This is a genomic window from Gordonibacter sp. 28C, assembly GCF_003339845.1.
GTDB lineage: Bacteria > Actinomycetota > Coriobacteriia > Coriobacteriales > Eggerthellaceae > Gordonibacter.
In genome coordinates this window covers 1-25,200 of sequence record NZ_PPTR01000014.1, presented here as the reverse complement: position 1 = coordinate 25,200, position 25,200 = coordinate 1, and the positions used below count along the sequence as shown (strand labels likewise).

General features: G+C 66.5%; 24 protein-coding genes. 15 read left to right on the top strand and 9 right to left on the bottom strand.

The genetic code is table 11. The annotated features are described in order from the left end of the window. The first annotated feature begins 38 nt into the window (after positions 1-38). Complete coding sequence (locus C1878_RS14140) at positions 39-407, top strand: SURF2 Surfeit locus protein 2 (protein ID WP_114602251.1); 369 nt, start codon at positions 39-41, stop codon at positions 405-407. A gap of 34 nt (positions 408-441) precedes the next feature. Continuing rightward, positions 442-1,638, top strand: a complete 1,197-nt coding sequence (locus C1878_RS14135; protein ID WP_114602250.1) for a histone-lysine N-methyltransferase — start codon at positions 442-444, stop codon at positions 1,636-1,638. A gap of 119 nt (positions 1,639-1,757) precedes the next feature. On the opposite strand, the gene C1878_RS14130 is transcribed toward C1878_RS14135, so the two are convergent. Then, complete coding sequence (locus C1878_RS14130; protein WP_114602249.1) at positions 1,758-2,579, bottom strand: arylamine N-acetyltransferase; 822 nt, start codon at positions 2,577-2,579, stop codon at positions 1,758-1,760. Between the two features lie 251 nt (positions 2,580-2,830). On the opposite strand from C1878_RS14130, the gene C1878_RS14125 reads away from it, so the two are divergent. From C1878_RS14125 to C1878_RS14110, 4 genes are all read left to right on the top strand, one after another. Beyond that, positions 2,831-3,466, top strand: a complete 636-nt coding sequence (locus tag C1878_RS14125; protein WP_114602248.1) for a DAK2 domain-containing protein — start codon at positions 2,831-2,833, stop codon at positions 3,464-3,466. 70 nt (positions 3,467-3,536) lie between these two features. Continuing rightward, positions 3,537-4,535: a dihydroxyacetone kinase subunit DhaK gene (locus tag C1878_RS14120; RefSeq protein WP_114602247.1), complete on the top strand. Its 999-nt coding sequence runs from the start codon at positions 3,537-3,539 to the stop codon at positions 4,533-4,535. An 89-nt stretch (positions 4,536-4,624) separates the two neighbouring features. Further along, the gene (locus tag C1878_RS14115; RefSeq protein ID WP_114602246.1) at positions 4,625-5,470 is read left to right on the top strand and encodes a class II fructose-bisphosphate aldolase; all 846 of its coding nucleotides are present in this window, start codon (positions 4,625-4,627) and stop codon (positions 5,468-5,470) included. Positions 5,471-5,553: 83 nt separating this feature from the next. Then, positions 5,554-5,877, top strand: coding sequence for a hypothetical protein (locus C1878_RS14110; protein ID WP_114602245.1), 324 nt, complete (start codon positions 5,554-5,556; stop codon positions 5,875-5,877). 44 nt (positions 5,878-5,921) lie between these two features. On the opposite strand, the gene C1878_RS14105 is transcribed toward C1878_RS14110, so the two are convergent. Beyond that, positions 5,922-6,335, bottom strand: a complete 414-nt coding sequence (locus C1878_RS14105; protein WP_114602244.1) for a DUF454 family protein — start codon at positions 6,333-6,335, stop codon at positions 5,922-5,924. 415 nt (positions 6,336-6,750) lie between these two features. Here C1878_RS14105 and infC point away from each other — a divergent pair, with 415 nt between their 5' ends. The 3 genes from infC to rplT are packed head-to-tail and all read left to right on the top strand — an operon-like array spanning position 6,751 to position 7,906. Beyond that, positions 6,751-7,335: a translation initiation factor IF-3 gene (gene infC / locus C1878_RS14100; protein ID WP_199519357.1), complete on the top strand. Its 585-nt coding sequence runs from the start codon at positions 6,751-6,753 to the stop codon at positions 7,333-7,335. Continuing rightward, positions 7,335-7,532 carry a 50S ribosomal protein L35 gene (gene rpmI / locus C1878_RS14095; RefSeq protein ID WP_114602243.1) on the top strand — a complete coding sequence of 66 codons (198 nt, stop codon included), beginning with the start codon at positions 7,335-7,337 and terminating at the stop codon, positions 7,530-7,532. The genes infC and rpmI overlap by 1 nt, the downstream gene beginning before the upstream one ends. A 20-nt stretch (positions 7,533-7,552) precedes the next feature. Beyond that, positions 7,553-7,906 carry a 50S ribosomal protein L20 gene (rplT, locus tag C1878_RS14090; protein ID WP_114602242.1) on the top strand — a complete coding sequence of 118 codons (354 nt, stop codon included), beginning with the start codon at positions 7,553-7,555 and terminating at the stop codon, positions 7,904-7,906. A 470-nt stretch (positions 7,907-8,376) separates the two neighbouring features. Here the strand turns inward: rplT and C1878_RS14085 are convergent, their stop codons facing one another. From C1878_RS14085 to C1878_RS14070, 4 genes are all read right to left on the bottom strand, one after another. Further along, positions 8,377-9,309: a hypothetical protein gene (locus C1878_RS14085; protein WP_114602241.1), complete on the bottom strand. Its 933-nt coding sequence runs from the start codon at positions 9,307-9,309 to the stop codon at positions 8,377-8,379. 94 nt (positions 9,310-9,403) lie between these two features. Beyond that, positions 9,404-10,804, bottom strand: coding sequence for a HAMP domain-containing sensor histidine kinase (locus C1878_RS14080; protein ID WP_114602240.1), 1,401 nt, complete (start codon positions 10,802-10,804; stop codon positions 9,404-9,406). After that, positions 10,801-11,463 (bottom strand): response regulator transcription factor, encoded by a 663-nt coding sequence (locus C1878_RS14075; protein ID WP_114602239.1) that lies wholly within the window; start codon positions 11,461-11,463, stop codon positions 10,801-10,803. Before C1878_RS14075 ends, C1878_RS14080 begins: the two co-directional genes overlap by 4 nt. A 243-nt stretch (positions 11,464-11,706) precedes the next feature. Continuing rightward, complete coding sequence (locus tag C1878_RS14070; RefSeq protein ID WP_114602316.1) at positions 11,707-12,081, bottom strand: NifB/NifX family molybdenum-iron cluster-binding protein; 375 nt, start codon at positions 12,079-12,081, stop codon at positions 11,707-11,709. Positions 12,082-12,181: 100 nt separating this feature from the next. Between C1878_RS14070 and C1878_RS14065 the strand changes: the two genes are divergently transcribed. From C1878_RS14065 to C1878_RS14055, 3 genes are read left to right on the top strand one after another with little or no spacing between them, the layout of a single operon-like run. Then, on the top strand, positions 12,182-15,304 hold the full coding sequence (locus C1878_RS14065) for an FAD-dependent oxidoreductase (RefSeq protein ID WP_114602238.1): 3,123 nt from the start codon (positions 12,182-12,184) through the stop codon (positions 15,302-15,304). Then, positions 15,301-15,675 carry a DUF1667 domain-containing protein gene (locus C1878_RS14060; protein ID WP_241963764.1) on the top strand — a complete coding sequence of 125 codons (375 nt, stop codon included), beginning with the start codon at positions 15,301-15,303 and terminating at the stop codon, positions 15,673-15,675. The genes C1878_RS14065 and C1878_RS14060 overlap by 4 nt, the downstream gene beginning before the upstream one ends. Before the next feature lie 36 nt (positions 15,676-15,711). After that, positions 15,712-15,963 (top strand): hypothetical protein, encoded by a 252-nt coding sequence (locus C1878_RS14055; protein ID WP_114602314.1) that lies wholly within the window; start codon positions 15,712-15,714, stop codon positions 15,961-15,963. A gap of 701 nt (positions 15,964-16,664) precedes the next feature. Here the strand turns inward: C1878_RS14055 and C1878_RS14050 are convergent. From C1878_RS14050 to C1878_RS14040, 3 genes are all read right to left on the bottom strand, one after another. Beyond that, complete coding sequence (locus C1878_RS14050; protein ID WP_114602237.1) at positions 16,665-18,230, bottom strand: DEAD/DEAH box helicase; 1,566 nt, start codon at positions 18,228-18,230, stop codon at positions 16,665-16,667. A 27-nt stretch (positions 18,231-18,257) separates the two neighbouring features. Next, positions 18,258-19,772 (bottom strand): glycosyltransferase, encoded by a 1,515-nt coding sequence (locus C1878_RS14045; RefSeq protein WP_241963763.1) that lies wholly within the window; start codon positions 19,770-19,772, stop codon positions 18,258-18,260. Positions 19,773-19,971: 199 nt separating this feature from the next. Continuing rightward, positions 19,972-20,916, bottom strand: a complete 945-nt coding sequence (locus tag C1878_RS14040) for a LysR family transcriptional regulator (RefSeq protein WP_158539827.1) — start codon at positions 20,914-20,916, stop codon at positions 19,972-19,974. 314 nt (positions 20,917-21,230) lie between these two features. Between C1878_RS14040 and C1878_RS14035 the strand changes: the two genes are divergently transcribed. The 3 genes from C1878_RS14035 to C1878_RS14025 all read left to right on the top strand — a co-directional run bounded on the left by C1878_RS14035 (position 21,231) and on the right by C1878_RS14025 (position 25,060). Continuing rightward, entirely contained in the window at positions 21,231-22,202 is a 972-nt protein-coding gene (locus C1878_RS14035; protein ID WP_114602235.1) for an amidohydrolase family protein, read from the top strand. Between the two features lie 53 nt (positions 22,203-22,255). Continuing rightward, a complete protein-coding gene (locus C1878_RS14030; RefSeq protein WP_114602234.1) occupies positions 22,256-23,665 on the top strand; it encodes an SLC13 family permease in 1,410 nt (469 codons plus the stop codon). Positions 23,666-23,791: 126 nt separating this feature from the next. Then, a complete protein-coding gene (locus C1878_RS14025) occupies positions 23,792-25,060 on the top strand; it encodes an ArsB/NhaD family transporter (RefSeq protein WP_114602233.1) in 1,269 nt (422 codons plus the stop codon). Positions 25,061-25,200 lie beyond the last annotated feature (140 nt).

The window sequence follows — 25,200 nt, the reverse complement described above, 5'->3', positions numbered from 1 at the left end:
CGTACCTTATAATCGGCAGGACACGAAAGGACGTTGCCGTGGCTGACGAGAAGGCGTTTTCCCATATCACCGTTTCGGCCGACGACGAGGACGATATCGTCATCCAGGCCGGGGCGCGCACGGAGCCGAGCGGGGCCGTGCCCGAGCCCGTCACGGCCGTCGACGAGCCGGAGGTCCCGATCGCCGAGCCGGACGAACCCCTTCCCGCCGAGGACGCCGCGGCGGGAGACGCGCCGGATGCGGGCGGGCAGGACGACGCGCGCCCCGAGCGCGAGGGCTCGTATCGCGAGCAACAGCTCGAAGATCTGGCGAGCGCGCCTATGCCCGCAGCCCAGAAGGCCGTTCTGGCGGTGGCCCTGCTGCTCATAGTCGGGTTCGCCGTGTACTACTTCTTCTTCATGCGCTAACGAGCGCACCTTTTTCTGGTAGGAAGGTTAATCGATGCCCAAACACGCTGCAAACGAACCCCATGGCACCTCATCGAATCCCGCCGATCGCGTGTCGGCTTCCGACGCTCCCGTTCCGGACGACGAGCGCGACGACCGCATCGGCTTGACGGAGGCGTTCTCGCCGGTGAGCGTCGATCCCGTCGTCGACGAGCCCGACGCCCCTGCGGAAGGCCGCGACAACGCCATCGGCTTGACGCAGGCGTTCGCCCCGGTGGGCGGCTCCTCCGAAGGCCCGGCGCACGCCGGCGGCTTCAGCTACAAAGGCGACACCGACGACGAGTACCCCGACGCCTTCGACAGCTTGGAGCCGCGCGAGGTGCCCCCGCTTCTGCTCGCCGAGGACGAGCTGCCCTTGGAGCCCGAGCAGCCGGTGGGCCGCCACGGCAAGAAGGACAAGCCGGACGTGCCCCCTCATATGCGCAAATCGCGCCGCATGCGGCGCGTGCTCATCGTGGTGGTGGTGCTGTTGGCGGTCCTGCTGGCCGCGCTGGGCTACTTCACGTTCCGCCTGATCGACGAGAGCCAGACGCTGGCGACGCAGCAAACGCAGCAGCAGCAGGACGCGCAGGAGGTCACCGCCATCCAGCAGGAGGAGACGAAGGACGCCTCCACCGAGACGGCGAAAAAGACCGAGGCCCCCGATCTGGCCTCCGTGCTCGGCCTCACCCAGGACGAGGCCGTGGCGGCACTCAAACACGGCGCCGAGGTGACCAGCTCGAAGGACGTGAACGAGGAGGGCAACCCCGTCAAGAAGAACGTGACGGTGGCGCTCACCGACGAGCCGGCCGACACGCGCACGGGCACTCCCACGGTGTACCTGGGATTGAACGAGGAGGGCAAGGTCGTGCAGGCGGGCTACTCCGCTTCCACGGCCGCGCTCGGCTACGGATCGCTCAGCTTCGCCGACGCGGTGAAGAACGAGCACGTGGTGGAGAAGACGCTGCAGGAGGCCGGCATCCCCGTGGCCGAAGGGGCGGCGACGCTGCCCGAGGACAAGACCGTGTACTCCACGTACGACACCGACGGCACGACGCTTGTGAAGGAGAACTGCTCGTTCTCCGGCACGGTGGATCTGAACGGCGCCGCCCACGAATGGTCGGCCGTGCTGTCCTACAACTACACCACGGCCAACATGTCGGGCAACCTGGCCGACACCGTCCGCATCATCTACGTGTACATCAACGCTTAGGGTTCCGGCAGCCTGCCGGCCGCCGGAACCTGCCGACGCTGCGGCCGGCCCCGCCGTTCCGTTGCGCCAACCTGCCGTCCGCTTTTGCGCCTGCGGGCGGAAGCGGACGGGCGAGCGCGCTACGCGCCGTGCGGACGGAAGCCGAAGTACCGCTCGCAGGCGTCGGCGAAGGCCGCCTCGTCGGCGAGCGCGGTGCGGACCTTCTCGCCCCTCTCGCGCACGGTGAGCGTGTCGTCCCAGATGCCGTAGTAGCCCGTTTTGGTGCGCAGGTTGGCGATGCGGTGCTCGTAGAACTCCATGCCCGGCTGCGAACAGGCCAGGTTGAGCGCGGCGAAGTCCTTGTCGGTCACGGCGGCCAGGCACAGTTCCAGCTCGGTCTGCGTGCGGGACGGCCCCTCGATGCCGTAGAGGTCCTTCTTCGCCCCGGTCACACGGTCGACGGCCCACCAGTAATCGTCGATGCGGCGCGCGGTGAACGACTCGCCGCGGATGATCTGCTCCTGCCCGTCGACCAGCGAGAGCGAGGCCGAGGGCAGCGGCCCTCCGAAGCCCACGTCCGCGAGCACCTCTTCGCCGTCCAAGTTCACGAGCACGGCGCGGTGGTTGATGGGGTCCTTCACCTTGGCACCGCACACGGCGCGGCACAGACACGGGCGAACCTCGTAGCCCAAGCTGGCGAGCAGCGCTTCGAACAGGGCGTTCAGCTCGAAGCAGTAGCCTCCGCGGTGCTGGGTGATCAGCTTGTCGAACACGCGGTCGAGTGCGAGGTCGGGCGGTTCGGCGCAACGGTACATGTCGATGGTCTCGAACGGAATGGAGCATTGATGCGCGTAGACGAGGTCGTCGAGCGCTTCCCGCGTGGGCTGCTCGGGCCGACCAAGCCCGATGCGTTCGAGGTAGGCGCACGCGTCTCGCGCGCTGAGAGCGAATTCGTTCCCCATGGATATCCCCTGTCCTGTCCACGGCGCCCGGGCTTTCCCTGAGCCTGCGGCGTCACGTTGCCCATGATAGCGCAAACACCGCGGGAAAGAGAGCCTTTCTTCGCGTGCCTGTCGCGGGAACGCGAAGAGGACAGGCGTCTCACCTGCGCCCCTGGCGGTCTTTTGCCGCAGCCTTCCGCTCCGTCATTGACCAAGCCGGACGATGCGGGTAGAGTTGGGCGCAAGCGATTACCGACGGGAAAGGGGCTCCCATGATCGACCGCGAAACGTTCGGGCGCATGCTCTCGGCCAGCGCTCGGCTCATGCTGGACAACGCCGACGTTTTGAGCGACATCGATTCCAAGTTCGGCGACGGGGACCACGGCGTCACCATCACCAAAATCGCCAAGCTCGTGCAAGACCACGTGGCCGCATGGAACGATGCGTCCATCAAAGACTTCCTTGACGACCTGGGCACGGCCGCCATGGCCGTGCGCGGAGGCTCCGCCGGTCCGCTCTACGGCACGATGATAGGCGGTTTGGGCGTCGAGCTGGGCGATGACGAGAACGAGCTTTCCGCCGATACGGCGCGGCGCATGCTCGCCGGCTGTCTGGCCGAGATGCAAGACATCACGAACGCGCGGGTGGGCGACAAGACCATGATGGACGCGCTCGTCCCCGCCGTAGCCGCCGCACAGGCCGTCGAGACGTCGCCGGGCGGCGCCGAGGCCGTGTTCGCGGCGGCGGCCGAGGCGGCCGAGAACGGCGCGCGCGCCTCCGAGGGCTTCGCCTCGAAGTTCGGCCGCGCCCGCAGCTACGGCGACGCCACCATCGGCACGCCCGACGCGGGGGCCGTGTCCACCTCGCTGTTCTTCCGCGGGCTTGCGGAAGGCGCCGCGCAACGCTAGGGTACCGGCCCTGCCGCGAGCGCGGCGGGCCTTTCTATTCCGGCTGTCATCCGACCAGAAGGAGCGCACCGTGCAGATGAAGAAGTTCATCAACGACCCCGAGAACCTCACTGCCGAGCTGCTGGAGGGCCTGGCCATGGCCAACCCCGACATCCTCGAGCTGGGCGAGGACAACATGGTCGTCAACAAAAAGCTGGCCGAGGCGGACCGCGTGACCATCGTGACGCAGGGCGGCGCCGGCCACGAGCCGGCCATCGAGGGCTTCGTGGGCGAGGGCATGGTTGACATCGACGTGGTGGGCGACATCTTCGCCGCGCCCGGCCCGCAGGCCTGCGTCGACGCCATCAAGCTGGCCGACAAGGGCAAGGGCGTGCTCTACATCGTGCTCAACCACGCCGGCGACATGCTCACGGGCAACATGACCATGAAGCAGTGCAAGAAGCAGGGTCTGAACGTGGCGCGCGTGGTCACGCAGGAGGACGTGTCGAACGCCACGCGCGAGAACGCCGACGACCGTCGCGGGCTGGTGGGCTGCATTCCCACGTACAAGATCGCCGGCGCCGCAGCCGCCGAGGGCGGGAGCCTGGAGGAGGTTGCCGCCGTCGCGCAGCGCTTCGCCGACAACATGGCCACGCTGGCCGTGGCCGTGCGCGGCGCCACGCACCCGCAGACGGGCACGCTGCTGGCCGAGCTCGGCGACGACGAGATGGAGATCGGCATGGGGCAGCACGGCGAGGAGGGCGGCGGCCGCCAGCCCATGAAGTCCGCCGACGAAACCGCTGCGATCATGGTGAACGCGCTGGTGCGGGACATCGGCATCGAGCCGGGCGAGAAGGTCATGCTCATCGTTAACGGCTCGGGCGCCACCACGCTCATGGAGCAGCTCATCGTGTACCGCGCCGCGGTCAAGGAGCTGGCGAAGCAGGATATCGAAGTGGTCGCGAACTTCGTGGGCGAGATGCTGACCGTGCAGGAGCAGGCCGGGTTCCAGATGTTCATGGCGCGCATGGACGACGAGCTGCTGCGCCTGTGGAACGCCCCCTGCAACACGCCGTATCTGAAGAAGTAGCCCGCCCTCCCTCGCGCGGCGTGGGCGACCGCGGTTTCGCCGCCGCGCGACAGGGAGGCCCCCTCCCCTCGATCCGAAAGGAGCCCCTTTTGCTGGTTTCCCTGAGATCCGTCCTCGCTTGGGCGGAAGAGCAAGGCTGCGCGGCGGCCGCCTTCGACACGCCGAACCTCGAGCTGCTGCTGGCGGCCATCGGCGCGGCCGAGGATCGCGACGAGCCCGTCATCATCCAGCACGCCCAGCTGCACGAGGATGAGACGTCCATCGACGTGATCGGCCCCATCATGGTGGCGCGCGCCGAGGCGTCGCGTGTTCCGGTGTGCGTCATGCTCGACCACGGCGAAGACATCGACTACGTGCGTCGGGCGCTCGATCTGGGGTTCTCGGCCGTCATGATCGACGGCTCGCAGCTGCCCTACGAGGAGAACGTGGCGCTGACGTTGGGTGCCGTGGAGCTGGCTCACGAGTACGGAGCCGATGTCGAGGCTGAGATCGGCTTCACGACGGGACACGAGGGACTCGAGCTTGCCGACGACGACCGGGAGAACGTGTACACCGACCCCGACGAAGCCGCGCGCTTCGTGGCCGACACGGGTATCGACGCGCTCGCGGCATCCGTGGGCACGGTGCACGGCTTCTACAAGGCCGCTCCGAAGCTCGACTTCAAGCTCATCGAGGAACTTCGCATCCGCTGCGGCGTGCCGCTCGTCATGCACGGCGGCAGCGGGCTGTCGTGCGAGGACACGCGCGCGGCCATCCGCGCCGGCATCCGCAAGATCAACTACTTCAGCTACATGAGCAACGCGGGCGTGCGCGCCGTCGAGGCGCTCATCGCCGAGAAGCATCCGAAGTACTTCCATGCCCTGGCAAACGCCGCCACCGAAGCCATGCAGGCCGACGCCGAAGCCGCCATGGACATGTTCAGGATGTCATCCTGAGCGAAGGCGGCGCGAGCCGCCGAAGTCGAAGGATCCCGTGCGGCGCCAGCAGGCATCGTCCGGGAAATCGAGAGGAGCGCATCATGACCGCAACCTATATGCACATCGGCATCCCCATAACGGAGAAGAAGCCGAACATGGCCTACAACGAGGCCATGAAGTTCTGGGTGTCGAACGTCGACGACTACGACTACAAGGTGGAGTACCTCAAGTTCGAAGAGGGCACGCCTTTCCCTGAAGAGCTGCATCGCCGCTGGCACGTGGCCTACGCGGTGGACGACCTCGACGCCTACGCCGACGACGCCGACCGCATCATCTGCGGCCCCATGGATGCGGGCCCCGGCGTGCGCCTGGCCTTCGTCGAGAAGGACGGCGCCGTGATCGAGCTGTACGAAGACAAGAACTAGGGGTCGTGCGGGGTGCGCGTTTTCCGTGCGCCCCGCACGAGGGGCTAATCCGCTTCTTTAGCATCTCGTGCCGTACGTGCGTTTTCCAGCGAGATGGTGGGTATGCGCACGCACATGAGGTAGATCAGGAACACGGCCACGCAGCCCAGGACGATCCAGACGACGGGCTTCTGGACAATAAGCGCGCTCGCTCCCATAAGCACGAACGACACGGTGAGGATGCGCACCTTCGTCGCGGCGGGGATGCCCCCCGCCTCCTTGAACGCGGCCACGTAGGTGCGGTACACCTTCGTGGAGACGATCCATGCATGGCAGCGCGGCGAGGATTTGGCGAACAGGAACGTGGCCAGCAGCAACAGCGGGGTGGTGGGAAGCACCGGCACGAACACGCCCACGCACCCCAGGATGCAGGCGATCCAGGCGCCGGCGAGCATGAGCAGGCGGGGCAGGCGTTTCATGGTGTCCTTCCGTCGTCAATGGCGGGCTCCGGGCCAAGGCCGAAGCATGCGGGCATCTGATGACGCGAGTATAGCAAACCGCGCGGGCACCGTTGTTCTCGAAGAGGGAAGCGGCGGGTTTCTCCCGTGGGGCGCCTGGAGCGCGGCGTGCTCCCCGTGTCGGGGAAGGAAGAGGGCGTGCAAAAAAGGTTTCAGAAAAGGTGCGAAAACAATTGCATTGGAAATCGGCTGTGTTAGAATAAGCAAGTTGTTTACTCAAGCGAGGGGAGACCCTCCACCTGATTCGGCGCTTCGGCTGCTGATGGGTCGCTCGAATACGGGGCCGCATGCGGCCCGGTCATCTGAATGCGAACCCGTCGCCTGCCAAGGCGGCGGGTTTTTCATTGAAGCGCGACAAACGCTTAAAGATTGGGAGGTGAGCGCGATAGCTGCTCAAGAGCCTCGGCTCAACGAAGAAATTACCGTCCGCGAATGCCGTTTGATCGGCTTCGACGGCGAGCAGATGGGCATTTACGTGACGTCGGAGGCCCAGCGGGTCGCCGACAACCAAGGACTCGATCTCGTGGAGATCGCGCCGAACGCAGAACCGCCCGTATGCCGCATCATGGACTACGGCAAGTTCAAGTACGACCAGGCCATCAAGGCCAAGCAGGCCCGCAAGAACCAGAGCAAGGTCGAGACGAAGGAAATGAAGTTCCGGCCGAAGATCGACGTGGGCGACTACACGACGAAGAAGAAGCACGTCATGCGCTTCCTCGACGACGGCAACAAGGTGAAGATCACCATCATGTTCCGCGGCCGCGAGATGGCGCACCCGGAACTGGGTCTGACCATCCTCGAGCGCTTGGCCGACGACCTGAAAGACGAAGCGGTCATCGAGAACCAGCCCAAGATGGAAGGCCGCAACATGCACATGCTCATCGCTCCCCTGCCTTCGGTGGTGGCGGCGAAGAAGAAAAAGGAAAACGAGAAGAAGGAAGCTGAAGGGAAGGACGAGTAATGCCTAAGATGAAGACCCATCGCGGCACCGCGAAGCGTTTCCGCGTCACCGGTTCCGGCAAGATCATGCGCTCCAAGGCGTTCAAGAGCCACATCATGACGAAGAAGAGCCAGAAGCGCAAGCGCAATTTCCGCCACGAGACCGAAGTGGCCAAGTCCGACCAGAAGGTCATCGCCCGCAACCTCGGGCTTCGCTAATCGATAAGGAGTGATCATCCATGCCTCGTGTCAAGCGTGCAGTCAACGCCCATAAGAAGCGTCGCACCGTTCTTACTCGCGCCAAGGGCTACTACGGCGCGAAGTCCCGCTCCTACCGTGCCGCGAAGGAGCAGGTGCAGCACTCGCTGCAGTACATGTACCGCGATCGCCGCAACAAGAAGCGCGAGATCCGCCGCCTGTGGATCACCCGCATCAACGCGGCCGCCCGCATCAACGGCCTGAGCTACTCCGTGCTGATGAACGGCCTGAAGAAGGCCGGCGTGCAGCTGGATCGCAAGGTGCTCTCCGACATGGCCGTCAACGACCCTGCGGCGTTCACCGCCGTGGTGGAAGTGGCGAAGAAGGCCCTGTAGGCCGACTGCTAACCCGTCATAGATTGATGAAAGCCCTGCGAAATCTCGCGGGGCTTTTTTCTACCTGCGGGGCGGGCCGAGGGGGCCGTGCAGTACTCCTCACACACTTCGCGAAAGTTCGTCGCACTGCACGGCCCCCTCGGCCCTGGGCGCGAGCTGAAGCCAACACGGGGATGGGCTTCTTGCGGGTGAGCCGAACGAAGGTCCTGCGGGGGGGGGGCAGGGCCTTCGTTCGATGAGAGAGAGGAAGAGGGTTCTCACGTTGCTCTTTCGTAGGGGCGATCTCCAGATCGCCCGCTCGCGCGGAGCGCGGGAATGCGGGTTCCGGTTGCTTTTCCGGCTTCGCCGGAAGGGGCGATCAGGGGATCGCCCCTACGGGGAGTCTCGCAATGACCGTATCCTAAAAGGGGTCAGGCACTTTTTAGGACATTGAAATGACCGGAAGGCCGGTTCCCTCGTTTCTCGAAGTACTATTCGTACATAAGGGTGGGAAGGTCGGTGGCCGAACGTTGGTAGCCGCTCAGTTCCAGGCTTTCCTCGCCGACGTTCACGAACAGGTAGGTGCCGTCGTCGAGTGTCACCTCTACCACGTAGATGGAGCCGATGCTGGAGCTGCCTCCGCTCATGAGCGTGCGGGCGGATACGGCCGTCGCGCCGTTTCCGATGCCGCGGTCGTTCACGAGTTCGACGGCCTTCTCGGCATGGGGGAGTTCGACCCAGCTCGCCGCGTTCTCCATCATGGCGACGCGCTTCATGTCGTGCACGTAGGCGATCTCGTCTTCGGTCATGAGCGGCTTGCCGTAGTCTTCGCCGTACTTTTCGACTACCTCTTCGTACTGCGCGACAAGCTCCTGCTCGGTGCCGTAGTATCCGCTGCTGCTCTCGTCGCCGTTCCACGTGTCGAACCATTGCCAGTCCACCTTGTCTTGCAGGACCAGGTTCGACTGGAAGTCGACGCCGGAGGAGGCCGCGATGCTCGTTCTGATGAGGCCGTTTTCAGTTTCCAGCTCCACGTTCCAGTACAGGCCGGAGAAACCGTAGTAGTCCTCGTCGAGCGTCGTGGCGCTGTCGTACAGCGAGACGGCGCAACGGCCGGAGGGCGCGAGGTTGAACGAGTGCTCGGCGATATCGGCTGCGAGCGCTGCGGCGTACTGGGCCGATACGGCGTCTTCGGGCAGGTCGATGCCGCGGGTGTCCACTTTCACAGTCAGCCCTTCCGGGGCGGTCACCTCGTCGGTGAGGGTCAGGTCGGCGGTGGGCAGGGCCTCGTCGTGAACGGTGTCGGCTTCGGCTCCTTCGGCGTGGGCCAGAAACGAGCCGAGGCCCGCGACGCAGATGGCTATGAGGGCCGCGGCTACGCCGATGACGATGAACGATTCGCCTCTCGCTATCTTCGATCTCATGGGTGCGCTCCTTGTCTTTCGGTGTCGAGGCGCCGTGCGCGCTTCGGTGCTTCGAAGTATCGCCCGCGGCGGTCACGGCACGGGCACCGAGTTGTCACGAACCGGTAAAAAGAACGGCGGCCGTGGTTCCCCGCCCCGGTTCCGAGGCGAAGGCGAGCTCGGCGGCGTGGGCTCGGGCTATCTCGTTGCAGAGCGCCACGCCGAGACCCGCGCCGCCCGCTTCGCGGCTGCGCGCCTTGTCGGGGCGGTAGAACGGCTCGCCGAGGCGCGCGAGCTCGTCCGGCGCGAGGCCGCGCCCGTCGTCGGCCACCCGCACGGCGACCGAGGACCCGCGCGCCTCGATTCCCACGTCCACGCGACCGCCCGGCTCGCAGGCCCGCACGGCGTTCTCCACGAGGTTCGTGAACAGGCTTTCGAGGAGGATCGCGTCGCCCAGCACGCTGGCGGGGTCAAAGGGCTTCACGCGCACTTCGACCCCCTGTCGCTCGGCAAGGGGTTGCACGGACCGGGTCACCCGGTCGATCACCTCCCCCAGTTCTACGGGCTCGAACTCCACGTCGCCGTGCTCGAGAGATGAGAGCTGCAGGATGCGCTGCGCGATGCCCTGCAGGCGCGTGCTCTGCTCCGTCATGTAGCGCAGGGCCGATTCGCGCTCGTCGTCCGTCGGCTCTGCTATGCGCAGGTACTCGGCGTACCCTTTGATGGCCGTGAGGGGCGTGCGTATCTCGTGGGAGAGGTTCGCCGCCATGCGGGCGTTCTGCTCGGCCACGCGGCGTATCTCGGCGATGTCGCGCTCGGCGGCGTCCGCCATGGCGTTGAGGCTCGCCGCCAGCATGCCCACCTCGTCGTCGCTGCGTTTTTCGGCGCGCACGGCGTAGTTGCCGGCGGCGAACTCGTCGGCGACCCCTGCCAGGCGCTCGAGCGGTTTCGCCAGGCGTCTGAGGATGAGGAACAGGCCCGCCGCCAGCACGACGGACACGATGGTGCTGCTGACCACGAGCGTCGCGCGCATCTGCGCCCAGGTGGCGTACAGCTGCTCCATCGAGCGGCCGCAGACGAGGGCGTAGTCGTCCAGCCCGCCCGGCAGGGCGGACGCCACCAGCAGGTAGGGCGTGCCGTCGAGCGTGCGCAGCGCCCAGCTTTGCCGGCCCTTGTCGGCCGCGAGGGCGGCGTCGCCTCCAGCGGGTAGGTTGGAGAACATCTCCTCGCCGTTTTGCGAAACCGCCAGCAGGATGCCGTTTTGCGCGTAGTAGGTGCCGTACGAGCGGGCGAGCGACGCTTTCTGCAAGCGCGCGTTGCCGCCTTCGACGGCGGCAAGATCCTGGGCGAGCCCTTGCGCGACGAAGCTCTGCTCGCCGCGCGCCTTCTCCACCTCGCTGGCCATGGTTTGCTGCTGGTTCTGCCAGCCGATGAACGCGACGCCTCCGTAAAGCGCCGCCAGGAACAGGGCCAACGTGAGCAGGTAGGCTTTCTGCCAGAAGCGCAGCGACCTCATGCGCGCCGCCTCGTGCTCAGGCGGTAGCCCACTTTGTACACCGTTTGGATGACGTCCTCCCAGCCCAGCTTCTTGCGCAGGCGCAGCACGTGCATGTCCACGGTGCGGCTCTCGCCTTCGAAGTCGTAGCCCCACACCAGCCGCAGCAGCTGCTCGCGCGACAGGGCCAGGTTGCGGTTCACCACGAGCGTCTCCAGAAGGTCGAACTCCTTGGGTGCGAGCGCCACCTCCACGCCGTCTTTGAACGCTTGGCGCGTGGCCAGGTCGACGCGCACTCCTTGGTGCTCGAACGAGCGCTGGTGCTGGTCGGTGCGCCGCAGCACCGCCTCCACGCGGGCCAGCAGCTCCAGTATCTCGAAAGGCTTTACCACGTAGTCGTCGGCTCCCATGCCCAGTCCGTCCAAACGGCTGGCCAGGTCGTCTTTCGCCGTCACGAATATCACGGGGATGCCCGCGTCCATGCGCCGCTTCACCTCGAAGCCCGTCGGCCCCGGCATCATGACGTCCAGGAGCACGAGGTCGAAGCGCTCTTGTCCGGCGAGCCGCAGGGCTTCGTCGCCGTCGAAGCACGGAACGGCCTCGTGACCCACGAGCGCCAGGTTGCGGCAGACGAGGTCGTTGATGGGGCGTTCGTCTTCGGCTACGAGTATGCGCGCCATGGCCGGCCCTCCTTCCTGCTGTTGTGCGTAGAGGCCATTGTCTCACGAACGTGTCACGAAGCTGTATCGACGGAAGGGCTCGTTTCGCTGGCGCGGCGAGCGAGGATCCTGCGGGGCAGTGCCTTCGTTTTGCTGGGGAAGGGGTGCATTTCGGAGCCAGGGACCGAGCGGCGCGATCTTCGCCGGCTTCGTCTGGCAATTTGGAAAGATAAAAAAGGCCGCCAGCGGCGGCCTTGCGAGGCTTTACGCCTCGGCGAGATCGTGGTCGAGGTCGTCGTGTTCCCAGTCGCCAAGATGGCACAGCTCGTCGACGCCGGTGAGCGTGCGGGTGAGGTAGGCTTGCGCCACCTCGCGCGTGCCGCCGCGTGCGCTGGCTATCACCTCTATGCCCGCGTGGCAGAACACGTTCGCCACGTCGTAGTCGATGGCGTCCACGATGATGGTGTCCACGCCCATTTCGGAGAACAACGTGACGAGCTTGGCCGTCGACATGCCGGGGTTCGGCATGTTCTGGCATTCCACGATGACGCCCCGGTCGACCGTGTAACACATGTAGCTCGAGCATTGACTGAAACGGGGGGCGACCCCCAAGCCTTCGCTCGCCACTGCGATCCTCATGAGCACCCTTTCGCTGAATCCGTCTGCCATACGATAACGTGTTCGCGCGATTTTGCATCCGCTCTTTCGCCCAACGGGGAAAAATAGTAAGCTGAACGACATGGATACCATGAACGCACCTCTTTGCGACGTCGTCGTCATCGGCGCGGGCGTCGCCGGCGCGGCCTGCGCGCGCGAGCTTTCCCGCTACCGGCTGGACGTCGTCCTGCTCGAGGCGGGAAACGACGTGGCCTGCGGGGCGACCCGCGCCAACTCCGGCATCGTGCACGCCGGCTACGACCCAGCGCCCGGCACGCTCAAAGCGCGCTACAACGTGGAGGGGTCGCGCCTGTACGCGCGCTGGGCCGACGAACTGGGGTTCGCGTACCGGCGCAACGGGTCGCTCGTGCTGGCGTTCTCCGACGAGGAGCTGACGAGCGTGCGAGCGCTCGTGGCGCGCGCCGCCCGAAACGGGGTCGAAGGGGTGCGCGAGCTGGACGCAGGCGAGGTGCGCGCGCTGGAGCCGCAGGTCGACGCGGCCGTCAAGGGGGCGCTGCTCGCCGAGACGGGCGCCATCTGCGATCCGTACGAAGCGGCGTTCGCGTGCGTCGAGCAGGCGGTCGCCCACGGCGCGCGCTTGCGCTTCAACGAGCGCGTGAGCTCCGTGGCGCGGCTTTCGCAGGACGGCGATGCCGGCTCGGCCGCCCGCTATCTGGTGGCAACGGCGTCGGGGGCGCGCTGGGCCGCCCGGGCCGTGGTGAACGCGGCCGGGGTGCATGCCGACGAGATCAACAACCTGGTGAGCGAGCGGCGCCTGCGCATCGTCCCGCGCCGCGGGGAGTACTGCCTCTACGACACCGACTTCGGCCGCACGTTCTCGCATACGATGTTCCAAGCGCCGTCGCGGGCGGGCAAGGGCGTGCTGGTGACGCCCACCGTGCACGGCAACCTGCTGGTGGGGCCCAACGCCGTGGAGCAGGGGAGCAAAGACGACGTGTCCACGAGCGCCGAGGGCCTCGCGTTCGTGCTCGAGGCGGCCCGCCGCACCTGGCCCGGAGCCGGCACGCGCGGCGTGATAGCGAACTTCGCGGGCCTGCGCGCCTCCGGGGCGGACGGCGACTTCGCCATCGGCCAGCCGGACGACGCCCCCGGCTTCTTCAACGTGGCCTGTTTCGACTCGCCCGGCCTCACGTCGGCGCCCGCCGTGGCCGCAGACGTCGCCCGCGACGTGGCGGAGTTGCTGGACGCGCCGGCGCGCGCGGACTTCGACCCCCGCCGGCGCCGTGCAGTGCCGTTCTCGGAGCTCGACGAAGACGGACGGGCGCGGGCCGTCGCCGCCGACCCGCGCGCGGGTCGCGTGGTGTGCCGCTGCTGCGACGTGACGGAGGCCGAGATCGTAGAGGCGCTGCACGGCCCGGTGCCCGTATTGTCGCTCGACGCGCTGAAATGGCGCACCCGCGCCACGATGGGACGGTGCCACGGCGGGTTCTGCTCGCCGGAGATCGCGAAGATCGTCGCGCGCGAGACAGGCGTGGCGCCGGACCGTTTGGACAAGCGGCTACCGGGATCGCCCTTGGTCGCGACCGCGCGAGGGGATTACGCGGAATTGGCGCGTCTCGAGGACGCGCGGGCGGGGCAGGGGGCCGATTCCCGTCGGTTTTCCGCCTGTGCCGGAACGGGTGCTCTGGAGAGCGCCCCTACGGGGGCGTCGCCGTTCGACGGGCCGCCTGCGGGTTTCCCGGACGACCTTTACGACGTGGTGGTGGTGGGCGGCGGCGCGGCGGGCATGGCGGCGGCGCGCGCGGCCGCGGACGGGGGAGCCTCCCGGGTGCTGCTGGTGGATCGCGAGGCGAAGCTCGGCGGCATCCTGAAGCAGTGCGTGCACAACGGCTTCGGCCTGCACCGCTTCGGCGAGGAGCTCACCGGGCCCGAGTACGCGGCGCGCGAGGCCGCTTCGCTCGAGAGGCGCGCGCCTGAAATCGACGACGCAGGGGAAAGCGCCGGAGACGGGCGCGTGGAGGTGCTGCGCGGCGCGTCCGTGCTGTCGGTGGACGCGGCGCGCGCCGGCGAGGGCGAGCTTGCGGTGCACGCGGTCAGCGAGGCGGGCGCCCATGTGCTGCGCGCCCGCGCCGTCGTGCTGGCCACGGGGTCGCGCGAGCGCGGGGCGGGCGCGCTCAACATGGCTGGGAGCCGTCCTTCGGGCGTGTTCTCGGCCGGAAGCGCCCAGAACTTCATGAACCTGCAGGGCTGCCTGCCGGGCCGGCGCGCCGTCATCCTGGGGTCGGGCGACATCGGCCTCATCATGGCGCGCCGCCTGGCGTCCCAAGGCGCCGAGGTCGAGGGCGTGTACGAGCTCATGCCCCATCCCTCGGGCCTGCGCCGCAACATCGTGCAGTGCCTGGACGACTTCGGCATCCCGCTGTACCTGAGCCGCACGGTAACGCGCCTGGAGGGGGAGGGGCGCTTGGGGGCCGTGCACGTCTCGGACGTCGACCCCGTCACGCTCGCGCCCGTGCCGGGCACCGAGCGGCGCGTGCCGTGCGACACGCTGCTCTTGTCGGTGGGGCTCATTCCCGAGAACGAGGTGGCCAAGACGGCCGGAGCGGAGCTCGACGCGACGACGGGCGGCGCGCGCGTGGACAACCGCCTGGCCACGAGCGTGCCCGGGTTGTTCGCCTGCGGAAACGCGCTGCACGTGCACGATTTGGTGGACCACGCGTCGGCGGAGGGGGAGGTTGCCGGCAGGGCGGCCGCCGCCTACGCGCGCCGCGTCGCGGCGGGCGGCTCGTGCGTTCGGGAGGCGCCGGGTTCGCCCGCGCGCGTCGTCGACGATGCGTTGGAAACGCCTGAGAGCACGGGCGCGCCTGCTTCAGCCGCGCCCGTGCCGGTGCTTCCCGACGACGGCGTGCGCTACGTGGTGCCCCAGCGCATCGATCCGGCCACGGGCGCGGACGAGCGACTCACGCTGTCGCTGCGCGTGTCGCGCGCCCTGCGCGAACCGCGCTTCTTCGTGGAGGGCGTCTCCGCCGACGGCTCGATGCGCACGGTGAAGAAAGCCAAGACCATGGTGGCGGTGCCGGCGGAGATGGTGCAGATCAAGCTTACAGGCGCCGACGTGGCGGGGCTCTCTTCGCTTCACGTGCGCGTGGAAGGCCGATTCGAGGATGCCTCCGAAGCAATGCCCCTCGGCGCCTCCTCCCGTGTCGAGGGCCGCTCCGACGTGGCGGGAGGGGGAGCCGAATGATGCAGCTGGCCACTGAGATAACCACGTTCACCTGCATCTGCTGTCCGCTGGGCTGCCAGCTGGAGGTGGCCTTGGACGAGCAGGGGGGCGTGGCCGAGGTGTCGGGCAACACGTGCAAGCGCGGGGCCGACTACGCGGCGCGCGAGGCCACGGCGCCCGAGCGCATGGTGACGGCCGTTCTACCCGTTGAGGGGTGCCTGGAGCCGGTGAGCGTGAAGACGTCCGCCCCCGTGCCGAAAGACCTCATGGCCGACGTGCTGTCCGCCTGTTCCGCCGCGCGCCTTGCGGCGCCGGTCGCGGCGGGCGACGTCGTCGTCGCCGACGTGTGCGGAACCGGCGTGGCCGTGGTGGCCACGAAAAGCGTACCATAGCGGGCACGGATCGAACGAAGGGACAGGGTGGCCGCCATGGCGGACGAGGAACAGCGGGAGCACGAGGAAGGGCGCGGCGCGCGCCTTGCGGGAACGGCCGTCGTTGCGGTGGGCGTGGTCGCGCTCATATTCGTTGCGGCCGCTGCCGCGTTCCTTCTGCTGGGGGAGCTGCTGCAGGGGGCTTGGTTGCTGGCGGGCGGCGCGCTGGTGGTGCTGGTGGGGGCGGTGTGGCTGGCCAACCGCCTGGTGCGCGTGGCCGCCAACCAGAACAAGGATCCTATGGGATAGAGGCGAAAGGCCTCAAGAGCGGGTGAAGCCGCAGCCGCCCGGGTACCCGATCGCACGCGGCGACCTCGAGAACATTTACAAGCCGCCCTCATCCGTCCGCGTCCGAGTGACGTGGCTACCGCTCTTTTCGCTGTTAAGCCGCCATCGACGCGCCTCTGCTTGGCGTCTGAAGGCGGCCTGGCGTTAACGGCCTCGAACGGGCTTGCGTCAATTCTTGTTTAACGGCGGATCGCTCTAACCAAGGAGAAAACTCGCTTGTCCGGCGGTTTCTGCTAAAAAATGACGTTTGTGAACGAATTTCCCTGACTTTTTATATAGATGTAAAAAGGTCATCTTCTAAAAGGCCTGATGGTCGGAATGTACTTTTAATTATCCTTCAAAAAGGTCATGCACAAACGTAATTTTTTAGCAGAAACCGCCGTTCTTTCTGCCTAACCGTCGTCGACACGTGCCGCCGCTTGCCGTTTGCGAACCGGAGCGCACGGGGAGGGGCGTATGGTGGCCCCCGTGCGAGGGAGCCTTTCGCGAAGGCTTCGTGCGGAGGTTTGCACGCCACGCCGCGCCCGTGCGCCCGCGGCGTGGCGCGGGCGCGTCAAAATCACTGCGCCGCATCGCGCCCTTCGAGCGCCGCACCGCGATGCGCGCCCGTCCGCCGAGCGCGTATCGCGGCGGAAAGAGCGGTGCCCGCGTGCCTGTCGTTTTTACCGCTGCTTGCCGCGGCGCTTGGCCACGTCGGCGCGGTGGGCACGGCCGGGGCGCAGGTCGGATCCGCCGCGCGCGGGCTTGGATGCGGAGGGCGCCTTCGACGCCTGCTGCTTCGGCTGCGCTTGGCGACCCGCCGCGTTCGCCGCGCCCTTGCTGCCGGCGGGCTTCTTCGGGCCCTTCTGCGCGGGGCGCTGGCGGTTGGGTTGGGCTCCCGCCGTGCCGGCCGGCTTCTTCGTCGCGCGCTTCTTGGCGCCGCCCTTCGCGCCTGAGCCCTGTCCCTTGGCGGGCGCGGCCTGCGCTTCCTCGGCGGCCGCCTCGCGGGCGCGCTGCTTCCTGCGCTCGCGCGCGTTCAGCTCGCGGGCCGCCTGCGCGATCTCGGGATCGGTGCGCGCCGCCTTGCGCGTGGCGTGGGCGGCGGATTCGGCCAGGGCCTCCTCCTCGTCGAACGTGGATATCTCCATCTCGGGGATCTCGCGCTTGATGAGCTTCTGGATGTCGCGCAGGGCGTCCTCGGTCTCGGGGCTCACGAACGAGATGGCCCAGCCTTCCTCGCCGGCGCGGCCGGTGCGGCCGATGCGGTGCACGTAGTCCTCGGGCACGGTGGGCAGGTCGTAGTTGATGACGTGGTCGACGCTCTCCACGTCGATGCCGCGCGCCAGCACGTCGGTGGCCACGAGCACGTCGGTGGCCCCGTTCATGAAGTTGTCGAGTGCGCGCCGACGCTGGTTCTGGCTGCGGTCGGAGTGGATGGCCTCGGCCGTGTAGCCCGCCTTCTTCAGACGGCGGCACGTGGCGTCGGCCCGGCTGCGGGTGCGCGTGAACACGATGACGCGCTCGTGGCCTTTCTCGGCGAGCACCGCTTTCAGCAGCGCCGGCTTGAGCGTCTGCGGCGCGCGCACGATGAACTGCTCCACCGTGTCGGCCGTGTCGCCCTTGTGCGCGATCTCAACCATGGCCGGGTCGTGCAAAAGCTTGCCCACGCTGCCCATGATAGACCGGTCGATGGTGGCCGAGAACAGAAGTGTTTGCCGCGAGGCGGGCGTCGCGCCGATGATCTTTTTCATAGAAGGCAGAAAGCCCATGTCCAGCATGCGGTCGGCCTCGTCCAGCACGAGCACCTCCACGTCGCCCAGACGCGCGGCGCCCTGCTCCATGAGGTCCACCAAACGGCCCGGCGTGGCGATGAGCACGTCGACGCCGTGCTTGAGCTTCTGGATCTGCGGTTCGTAGGACAGCCCTCCCACCACGGTGGCTATGCGGTGGTGCGTGGACACCGCCACGGCGGAGCACACCTCGCCTATCTGCTGCGCCAGCTCGCGCGTGGGCGTGACCACCAGCATGAGCGGCCCCTGGCCGCCCTTGGCGTGGCCGAGGCCGTCCAGCGTGGGCAGCGAGAACGCGGCCGTCTTGCCCGTGCCGGTCTTGGCGGCGGCGATGAGGTCGCGTCCTTCCAGCACCAGCGGGATGGCCTGCTCCTGCACGGGGGTGGGGGATTCATAGCCCAAGCGGGCGACGGCGTCGAGCACTTCTGGGGAAAGCCCCAGTTCGTTGAATTCGGTCATGGGTATCGCTTGCGTTCCTTTCGATGGTTAGCGCATATGCGCGGGTTTCCCGCCCCAGTAGAAGCCCATGAAGTGCCTCTTGCGCAGCGGGTCGTCGGGTTTTTTGGGATGCGCGGCAAGTTCCAGCGCGGCGTGCGCGACGTCGCGCGCGGCGGACTCGTGGCGCAGGAACCTGCCGTTGACGAGCATGGACCGGATGCTCTCCGGGTTCTTCTCGATGTGCCGCAAGGCGTCCAAGAGCTCGCGCGACGTGGTCACGTGCATCGCCGCGCCCACGGCGGTGAGCATGAGCACGTTCACCTTCTCCTGGCCGTAGGCGCGGCCCAGCAGGATCATGGGCACCTGCGCGCACAGGCATTCCGTGACCACCAGGCCGCCGGACTTGCAGATCACCAGGTCGCTCGCCGCCATGAGCGCCGCCATGCCCTCCACGTAGTCGAGCACGGTGACGTTGGAGAGCCCCAGCTCGGTGCATTCGTGACGCAGGTGACGCGCGTATTCGGCGTCGCTGCCCGCCACGAGCACGAAGTGCATGTCCGAAAGCGCGTGCACGTAGGGCAGCAGCTTGTCGAGCGCCTCGCGGAAGTGCACGTAGGGGCGGGGGAGCTGCGCGCCGGCCAGCGCCAGCACCACGGTCTTGTCGAGCGGAAGCCCCAGGCGCTCGCGCGTCGCGCGCTGGTCGTAGGTGCGGCGGAAGTCCTCGCGCGTGGGGATGCCCGTGATGAGGATGCGCTCGTCGCCCACCTTGCGCGGGCGCAGCGTCTCGGCCATGGACTCGTTCGCCACGCAGAACAAATCGGCGCTGCGATGCGGCCAGAGCCCCTCCGTCTCGTAGTCGGTGGGCACGCAGACGATGGGGAACTCCACGCCCGAGAGCATGCGCGCGCCCACGGCCACGTTCGCCGCCGTGATGTGCGTGCACACCACGGCCAAGGGCCGCACCTCGCGCACGTGGTCGGTGAAGGCGGGGTACATGACGCGCGACCACACGGTGCCTCCGCCCCACAGCAAGCGGCCCGTGAGCGTGAAACGCCAGGTGAGGTCGTAGATGGGACGGGTAGCTCCCGTGAAGAGCGATGCGGCGTGGTCGCCGTCGAACACGATGCGCCCCCACTCCAGGATGTCGACGACCTCGACCTCCAGGTCCTCGGGGACGAGCGGGTCCTCGTCGACGCCGTCCGCGGCGTTCCGCCGCCTCGCCGCCGCCTCGTCGCGCAGCAGCTCGAGGGCCTGGGCCACGGCCATGGCCGCGCTGCGATGGCCCGAGCCGACCGACGCGTGCATGACGATGACGCGCGGCTTGGGCGGCTCGGGCTCCGGTTCGGGTTCCGCCATGACGAGGCCGACGGGCTCGTCGCCATGCTCTTCGCCGTCCGCGGAGGGAGCGGGGTCGCCCTCGGGGTTCTCGTATGGGGATTGCGGCGCTGCCGCCTCGTCGATATCCATGCCCTCCATCATACCGCAACGTCCCCGCTTGCGGAGCGATTTCGCGGCCAAGCGGCCCTCGGCTTCACGGAACGAGTGGAACCTGGCGGTTTCCATGAGCCCGATGGTTACAGAACCGTGACGAACGGCGGACGGGACGCCGCGCCGCCGGCCGTCCGGTAAACTGGCCCCGTAAGGCGCTCCGGCGCGCCTCTAACTCGGGCAAGCTTTCAGGGAAAGCTTCGTCGCGCGCCGGGAGCGCTTGCTTCGCCCCCTGCTCGAAGCTCGGCCGGCATGCGCGTCGTGCCGGCGACCTTCACAGGCCTTGGTCGACCTCTTCCGCCGCCGCCATCTTCAGGCGCTCGACGAACGGGGGCAGGGCGGGGTTCTCGTTGTCCTCCCGGTAGACGATGAAAAGCGTGTAGTAGCAATCGGGATCGGCCAGTTCGTGGGTGACCATGTCGTCGCGCATCAGGAAGCGGGGATCCCGGAGGAACGCCTCGCTCAAGATGACGACCCCGTCCTTCGTGTTGAGGGCGAAGTAGCCGTTGATCGTGGGCGTGACCTTGAGGTTGACCTTCGGGAAGAACCCGTGTGCCAAGCTCGCCTGCTCGAGAACCACCCTCCAGTCGTCGAACAGCCGGTCCGCCGGAATCAGGAAGGGGACGTCGTGCAAGTCGGCCATGTGCAGCTCCTCCAAGTTGGTGAGCCGATGGTCCCTCCTCATCCACACCGCGAACCGCCGACGGCGCATGGGGAAGGCGGTGACCCCCAGGCGCGCCCGCTCCTCGATGATCTCGGCCTCGTCTCCGTAGGCCATGTAGTACGCGATGTCCACCGTCCCGTCGTTCAGGGCCTCCAGGGAGGTCTGGCCCCGTATGGTGTGGAGGTCGATGCTGATCATGGGGTAGTGCTCGGAGAAGTACATGAAGGCGTTGATGCTCTGGTTGCCGATGGTGGCGTCTATCAGGGGGTCCTGGATCACGATGCGCCCGACGTGGCCGTGCTGGACCTCCTTGCACTTCTCCACCGTTTTCTCCAGTTGGAACAGCACGTCCTCGACGGTTTCGAGGAAGATCTGCCCCGCGGGGGTCAGCGTCGGCGTCCCTTTGCGCGAGACGAGGACGAAGCCCAGGTTCTTCTCGAGGTCGGCGATGTGCTTGCTCAGGCTCGACTGGGACATGTGGAGCATCCTGGCGGCCGCGCTGAAGTTCAGATACTTGGCGAATTCGACGTATTCCTTGAGCACTTGAAGATCCATGCCGCACCCCCTCGACATCGTATACCCCATTCTACCAAACGTACGAGACCGCGACGCGTCGATCGGGGCACGGTTCGGCATCGATTCCTCGCCGAGGGGTTTTCCGAAACGAGAAGACGCCTATGCCGATTGTCGATAGGCGCTTTCGAGGTTCGCGATGGCCGCCTTTGGGGGATGGACGGCGGGGGATCGGGAAAACAGAGGTGCGGCCTGCTGTTATTTCATTTTTCGTATGCCGCGGGAACTTGCTATCCTGCGCCCCGAAAGCCCTGTCGTGGGCTTTCCGAGACGGTTTTTCGAACAAGGAGGAAAACATGTACGGAAAAATTGGGCTGGAAGAGCACTTCGCCATTCCCGACACCCTGGGGGGATCGCTCGTCTACTTCACCGGCGAGCAGGACCTGCGCACGACGCGCCTGCTGGACCTGCTGGATCTGCGCATCCAGCAGATGGACGAGAACGGCATGGACATGATGATCCTGTCCCTCAACAGTCCGGCCATCCAGTCCATCTGCGACCCGCAGCGGGCGGCCGAGCTCTCGCGCAAGGCGAACGAGGAGCTGGCCGACGCGATAACGAAGGAGCCCGACCGCTTCCGCGGGTTCGCCGCGCTGCCGCTGCAGGATCCCGACCTCGCCATCGAGGAGCTCCACTACGCGATCGACGAGCTGGGGTTCGTGGGCGTGCTGGCGAACGGCTACTCGCAGATCGGCAGCGAGGACAACTACCTGTATCTGGACGATCCGCTCTACCGGCCGTTCTGGGCCGAGATGGAGAAGATGGACGTTCCGTTCTACCTGCATCCCCGCGAGCCCATGCCTTGCAATGCCCACACGCTCGACGGGCACTACTGGATCCACGGCGCGCCGTGGGCGTTCGGCGTGGAGACGGCCACCCACACGCTCCGCTTGATGTGCAGCGGCCTGTTCGACGAGTACCCCAAGCTGCGCATCGTCCTGGGCCACTTGGGCGAGGGGCTGCCGTTCTTGATCTGGCGCGCCCAGAACCACCTCAACAAGCGCCGGAGGGGCATGCCCGCGCAGAAGCCCCTGCCCGAGTACCTGAACGAGAACGTGTGGGTCACGACCAGCGGCCAGTTCACGCTGCCCCCGCTCGTGTGCACCATGATGCAGATGGGCGCCGACCGCATCATGTTCGCCACGGACTACCCGTTCGAGGAGGTGTCCGACGCCTGCGTGTGGTTCGACGGGCTCCAGATAAGCGAGACCGACAAGAAGAAGATAGCCCGCGACACGGCCAACGAGTTCTTCAAGCTGGGGCTGTGAGGGCCTTTTCGGGATCGTCTGGACTTCCCGACGAGTAGAAAGGATCGAGCCTTATGAAGACCAAGCAGATCGTCGGACTGAGCCTGTCGGTTCTGTTCGGCATCCTGAGCTTCGTTCTTCCCTACGAGGCGTTGGGCCTGCCTTCGGAAGTGGCCCTGCACACGGTGGGGGTGCTCGCCATCACGCTGGCGCTTTTGCTGACCGAGACGTTCGCCACGCCCATCACCTGCTTCATCTGCATCTCCTTGATGTATCTGTTCGGGGCGGTCGACAGCTTCGCCGCTACCCTGGCGGGATTCACGAACACGACGTCCTTCTTCGTCATCGTGTCGTTCGCGCTCTCCATCGCCATCACCAAGGTCCCGCTGGGCAACCGGCTTCTGTTCAACATGATGAAGCTCTTCGGAAAGAACATCAAGCAGATACTCCTCGCCTTCATGATCACGATCTGCATCCTGTCGGCGTTCATCTCCAACGTCGCCACGGCGGCCATCTTCGTCGCCATCGCGATCAAGTTCTTCGACATCTACGACGACGAGGCAACAGGGAGGCAGGCCGGCAAGCTGTTCATGATCGGCATCGCCATATCCGCCACGCTGGGCGGCATGGCGACTCCGGCGGGCTCCTCTCTGAACCTGCTCATCATCGAGTTCGTTCAGGAGTTCGCCGACGTGCGCATCACCTTCCTGCAGTGGATGGTGTGCGGCACCCCCGCGGCTTTCGTGTGCACCCTGCTCGCATGGTTCCTCACGACGCGTGTGTTCAAGATGCCCGAGCTGAGCAAGGAGGACATCGCGGCCTACCGGAACAAGCTACGCGAGGAGTCCATCCCGGCGAAGATGGACTTCAAGGAAAAGTACGTGCTGAGCGTTATCGTGGTCATGTTCGCGCTTTGGATCGCGTCGTCGTGGGTGCCCTTCCTCGACATCACGCTCGTGGCGACCATCGGATGCATCTTCATGTTCATCCCGAAGATCGAGATCCTCACCTACAAGGAGTACATCAAGGGCATCAACTGGACTCCCTACATCATCATCTCGACCATGATCATGGTGGGCACGACGCTGGTGAAGAACGGCGTGACCACGTGGCTTTGCGGGCTCGTGTTCCCCGAGACGCTCGCGATGGGCTCCTTCTTGGCCGTGCTCATTGTGTCGCTGATCATCTTCGCGCTCATGATCGTCATCCCCTCGGCCCCGGCTATCATCAACCTGCTGGCCGCCCCGCTCGCCGCGCTCGCGGCGGTGTCGGGCCTGTCGCCCGTGCTGTTCCTGCTGCCCTTGGGCATGTGCGCGGGCAACTGCATCATCTTCCCCTTCGACACCGTGCCGGCCATCACGTACGCGCCAGGCTACTACTCGATGGCTGACCTGCCCAAGGTCTCCGCGCCCGTGCAGGTGGGCATCGCGGTGGTCATGGCGGCCTGGATACCGCTTGCGGCCCAGCTCGTCGGGTTGGTCTGACGGGCTGCGCGCCAGGTTTCGCAGGCTTTTTCTCGCCGGTCTCCGAAGAGGGGGCGCTACTTCCCCTGCTCCCTCTTCGGACGATCAAGCAAAACAGTCCGTCCGCGGTTCAGCAAAGGTCGTCCCATGTCTTTTCAGCAAATCACTGCCATCGCCGTGTTCGCGGGCGTCATGGCCCTGGTCGTGACCGAAAAGGTCCACCGCTGCACGGCCGCTCTCATCGGCGCGATGGTGCTCGTCTTCGTCGGCGTGCTCGATTTCGAGGCCGGCGTGGCGTGCATCGACTTCAACACGCTCGGCGTGCTGTTGGGCATGATGCTGCTCGTCGCTTGCATGAAGCCGTCGGGCTTGTTCCAGTTCGTGGCCGTCAAGGCGGCCAAGATCGCGAAGGGGAGCCCTTGGCGCATCATGGTGGCGTTCATACTGATCACCGCCGTGTTGTCCGCCTTGCTCGACAACGTCACGACCGTGCTGCTCATAGGTCCCATGACGCTGACCATCTGCCGGATGCTGGAGGTCGATCCGGTGCCGTTTTTGATCTCGCAGATCGCGGCTTCGAACATCGGAGGAACCGCGACGCTCATCGGCGACCCACCCAACATCATGGTGGGGTCGGCGGCGAACCTGGGCTTTCTGGACTTCGTCGTCGTCAACGGGCCCATCGTGGCGGTGGCGCTCGCGTTTTTGGTCGCCTACCTGTGGGTGCTGGGCGGAAGGAAGTTGACGGCCGCCGCAAGCAGGATCGAGGCCGTCATGGCGCTCGACGAGCGCGCATACATCCTCGATCGCGGCTTGTTCGCGAAGAGCATCACCATGGTGGGCGTCGTGGCGGTGGCGTTCTCCTTCCACGAGGTCCTGGGCGTCGAATCGGGCGTTATCGCGCTTTCGGCAGCGGCCGTCATGCTGGTGGTGACGAGGACGAGCATCGAGCAGGTCGTGACGGACGTGGAGTGGACCACCATTGGCTTTTTCGCCGGTCTGTTCATCGTCGTGGGCGGGTTGGTCGAGACGGGCGTCATCGGGCTTTTGGCGCAGGCGATCGCCGCGGCCACGGCCGGGGACGTCGTTTTGACCATGGTGGTTCTGCTGTGGGCGAGCGCCTTGGTGTCTGCCGTGCTCGACAACATCCCCTTCGTCGCCACCATCATTCCCATCGTGCTGGCGCTCGGCGCGGGCGGCACCGACATCGCGCCTTTGTGGTGGGCGGTGTCGCTGGGCGCCTGCCTGGGTGGCAACGGCACGCTCGTCGGCGCGAGCGCGAACATCGTTCTGTCGTCCATGGGTAATCGGGAAGGGCATCCCGTTACGTTCATCGGCTACCTGAAGATAGGGTTCCCCCTCATGGTCGCAACCGTTTTGCTGGCGAACGTGTACCTACTGGCGCTGTTCGGGTAGTCCTGTCGGGCGAGGGTTATAGGCCAAAACTTGTACCCAAATTGAGGTCATAAAGCCTGACCAGCGTTCGATAATTTGTCTCTACAGTTGAATCGCATCAACTGCGCACTCGGTCAAAACGTGTACCCTAAATGCTCTTG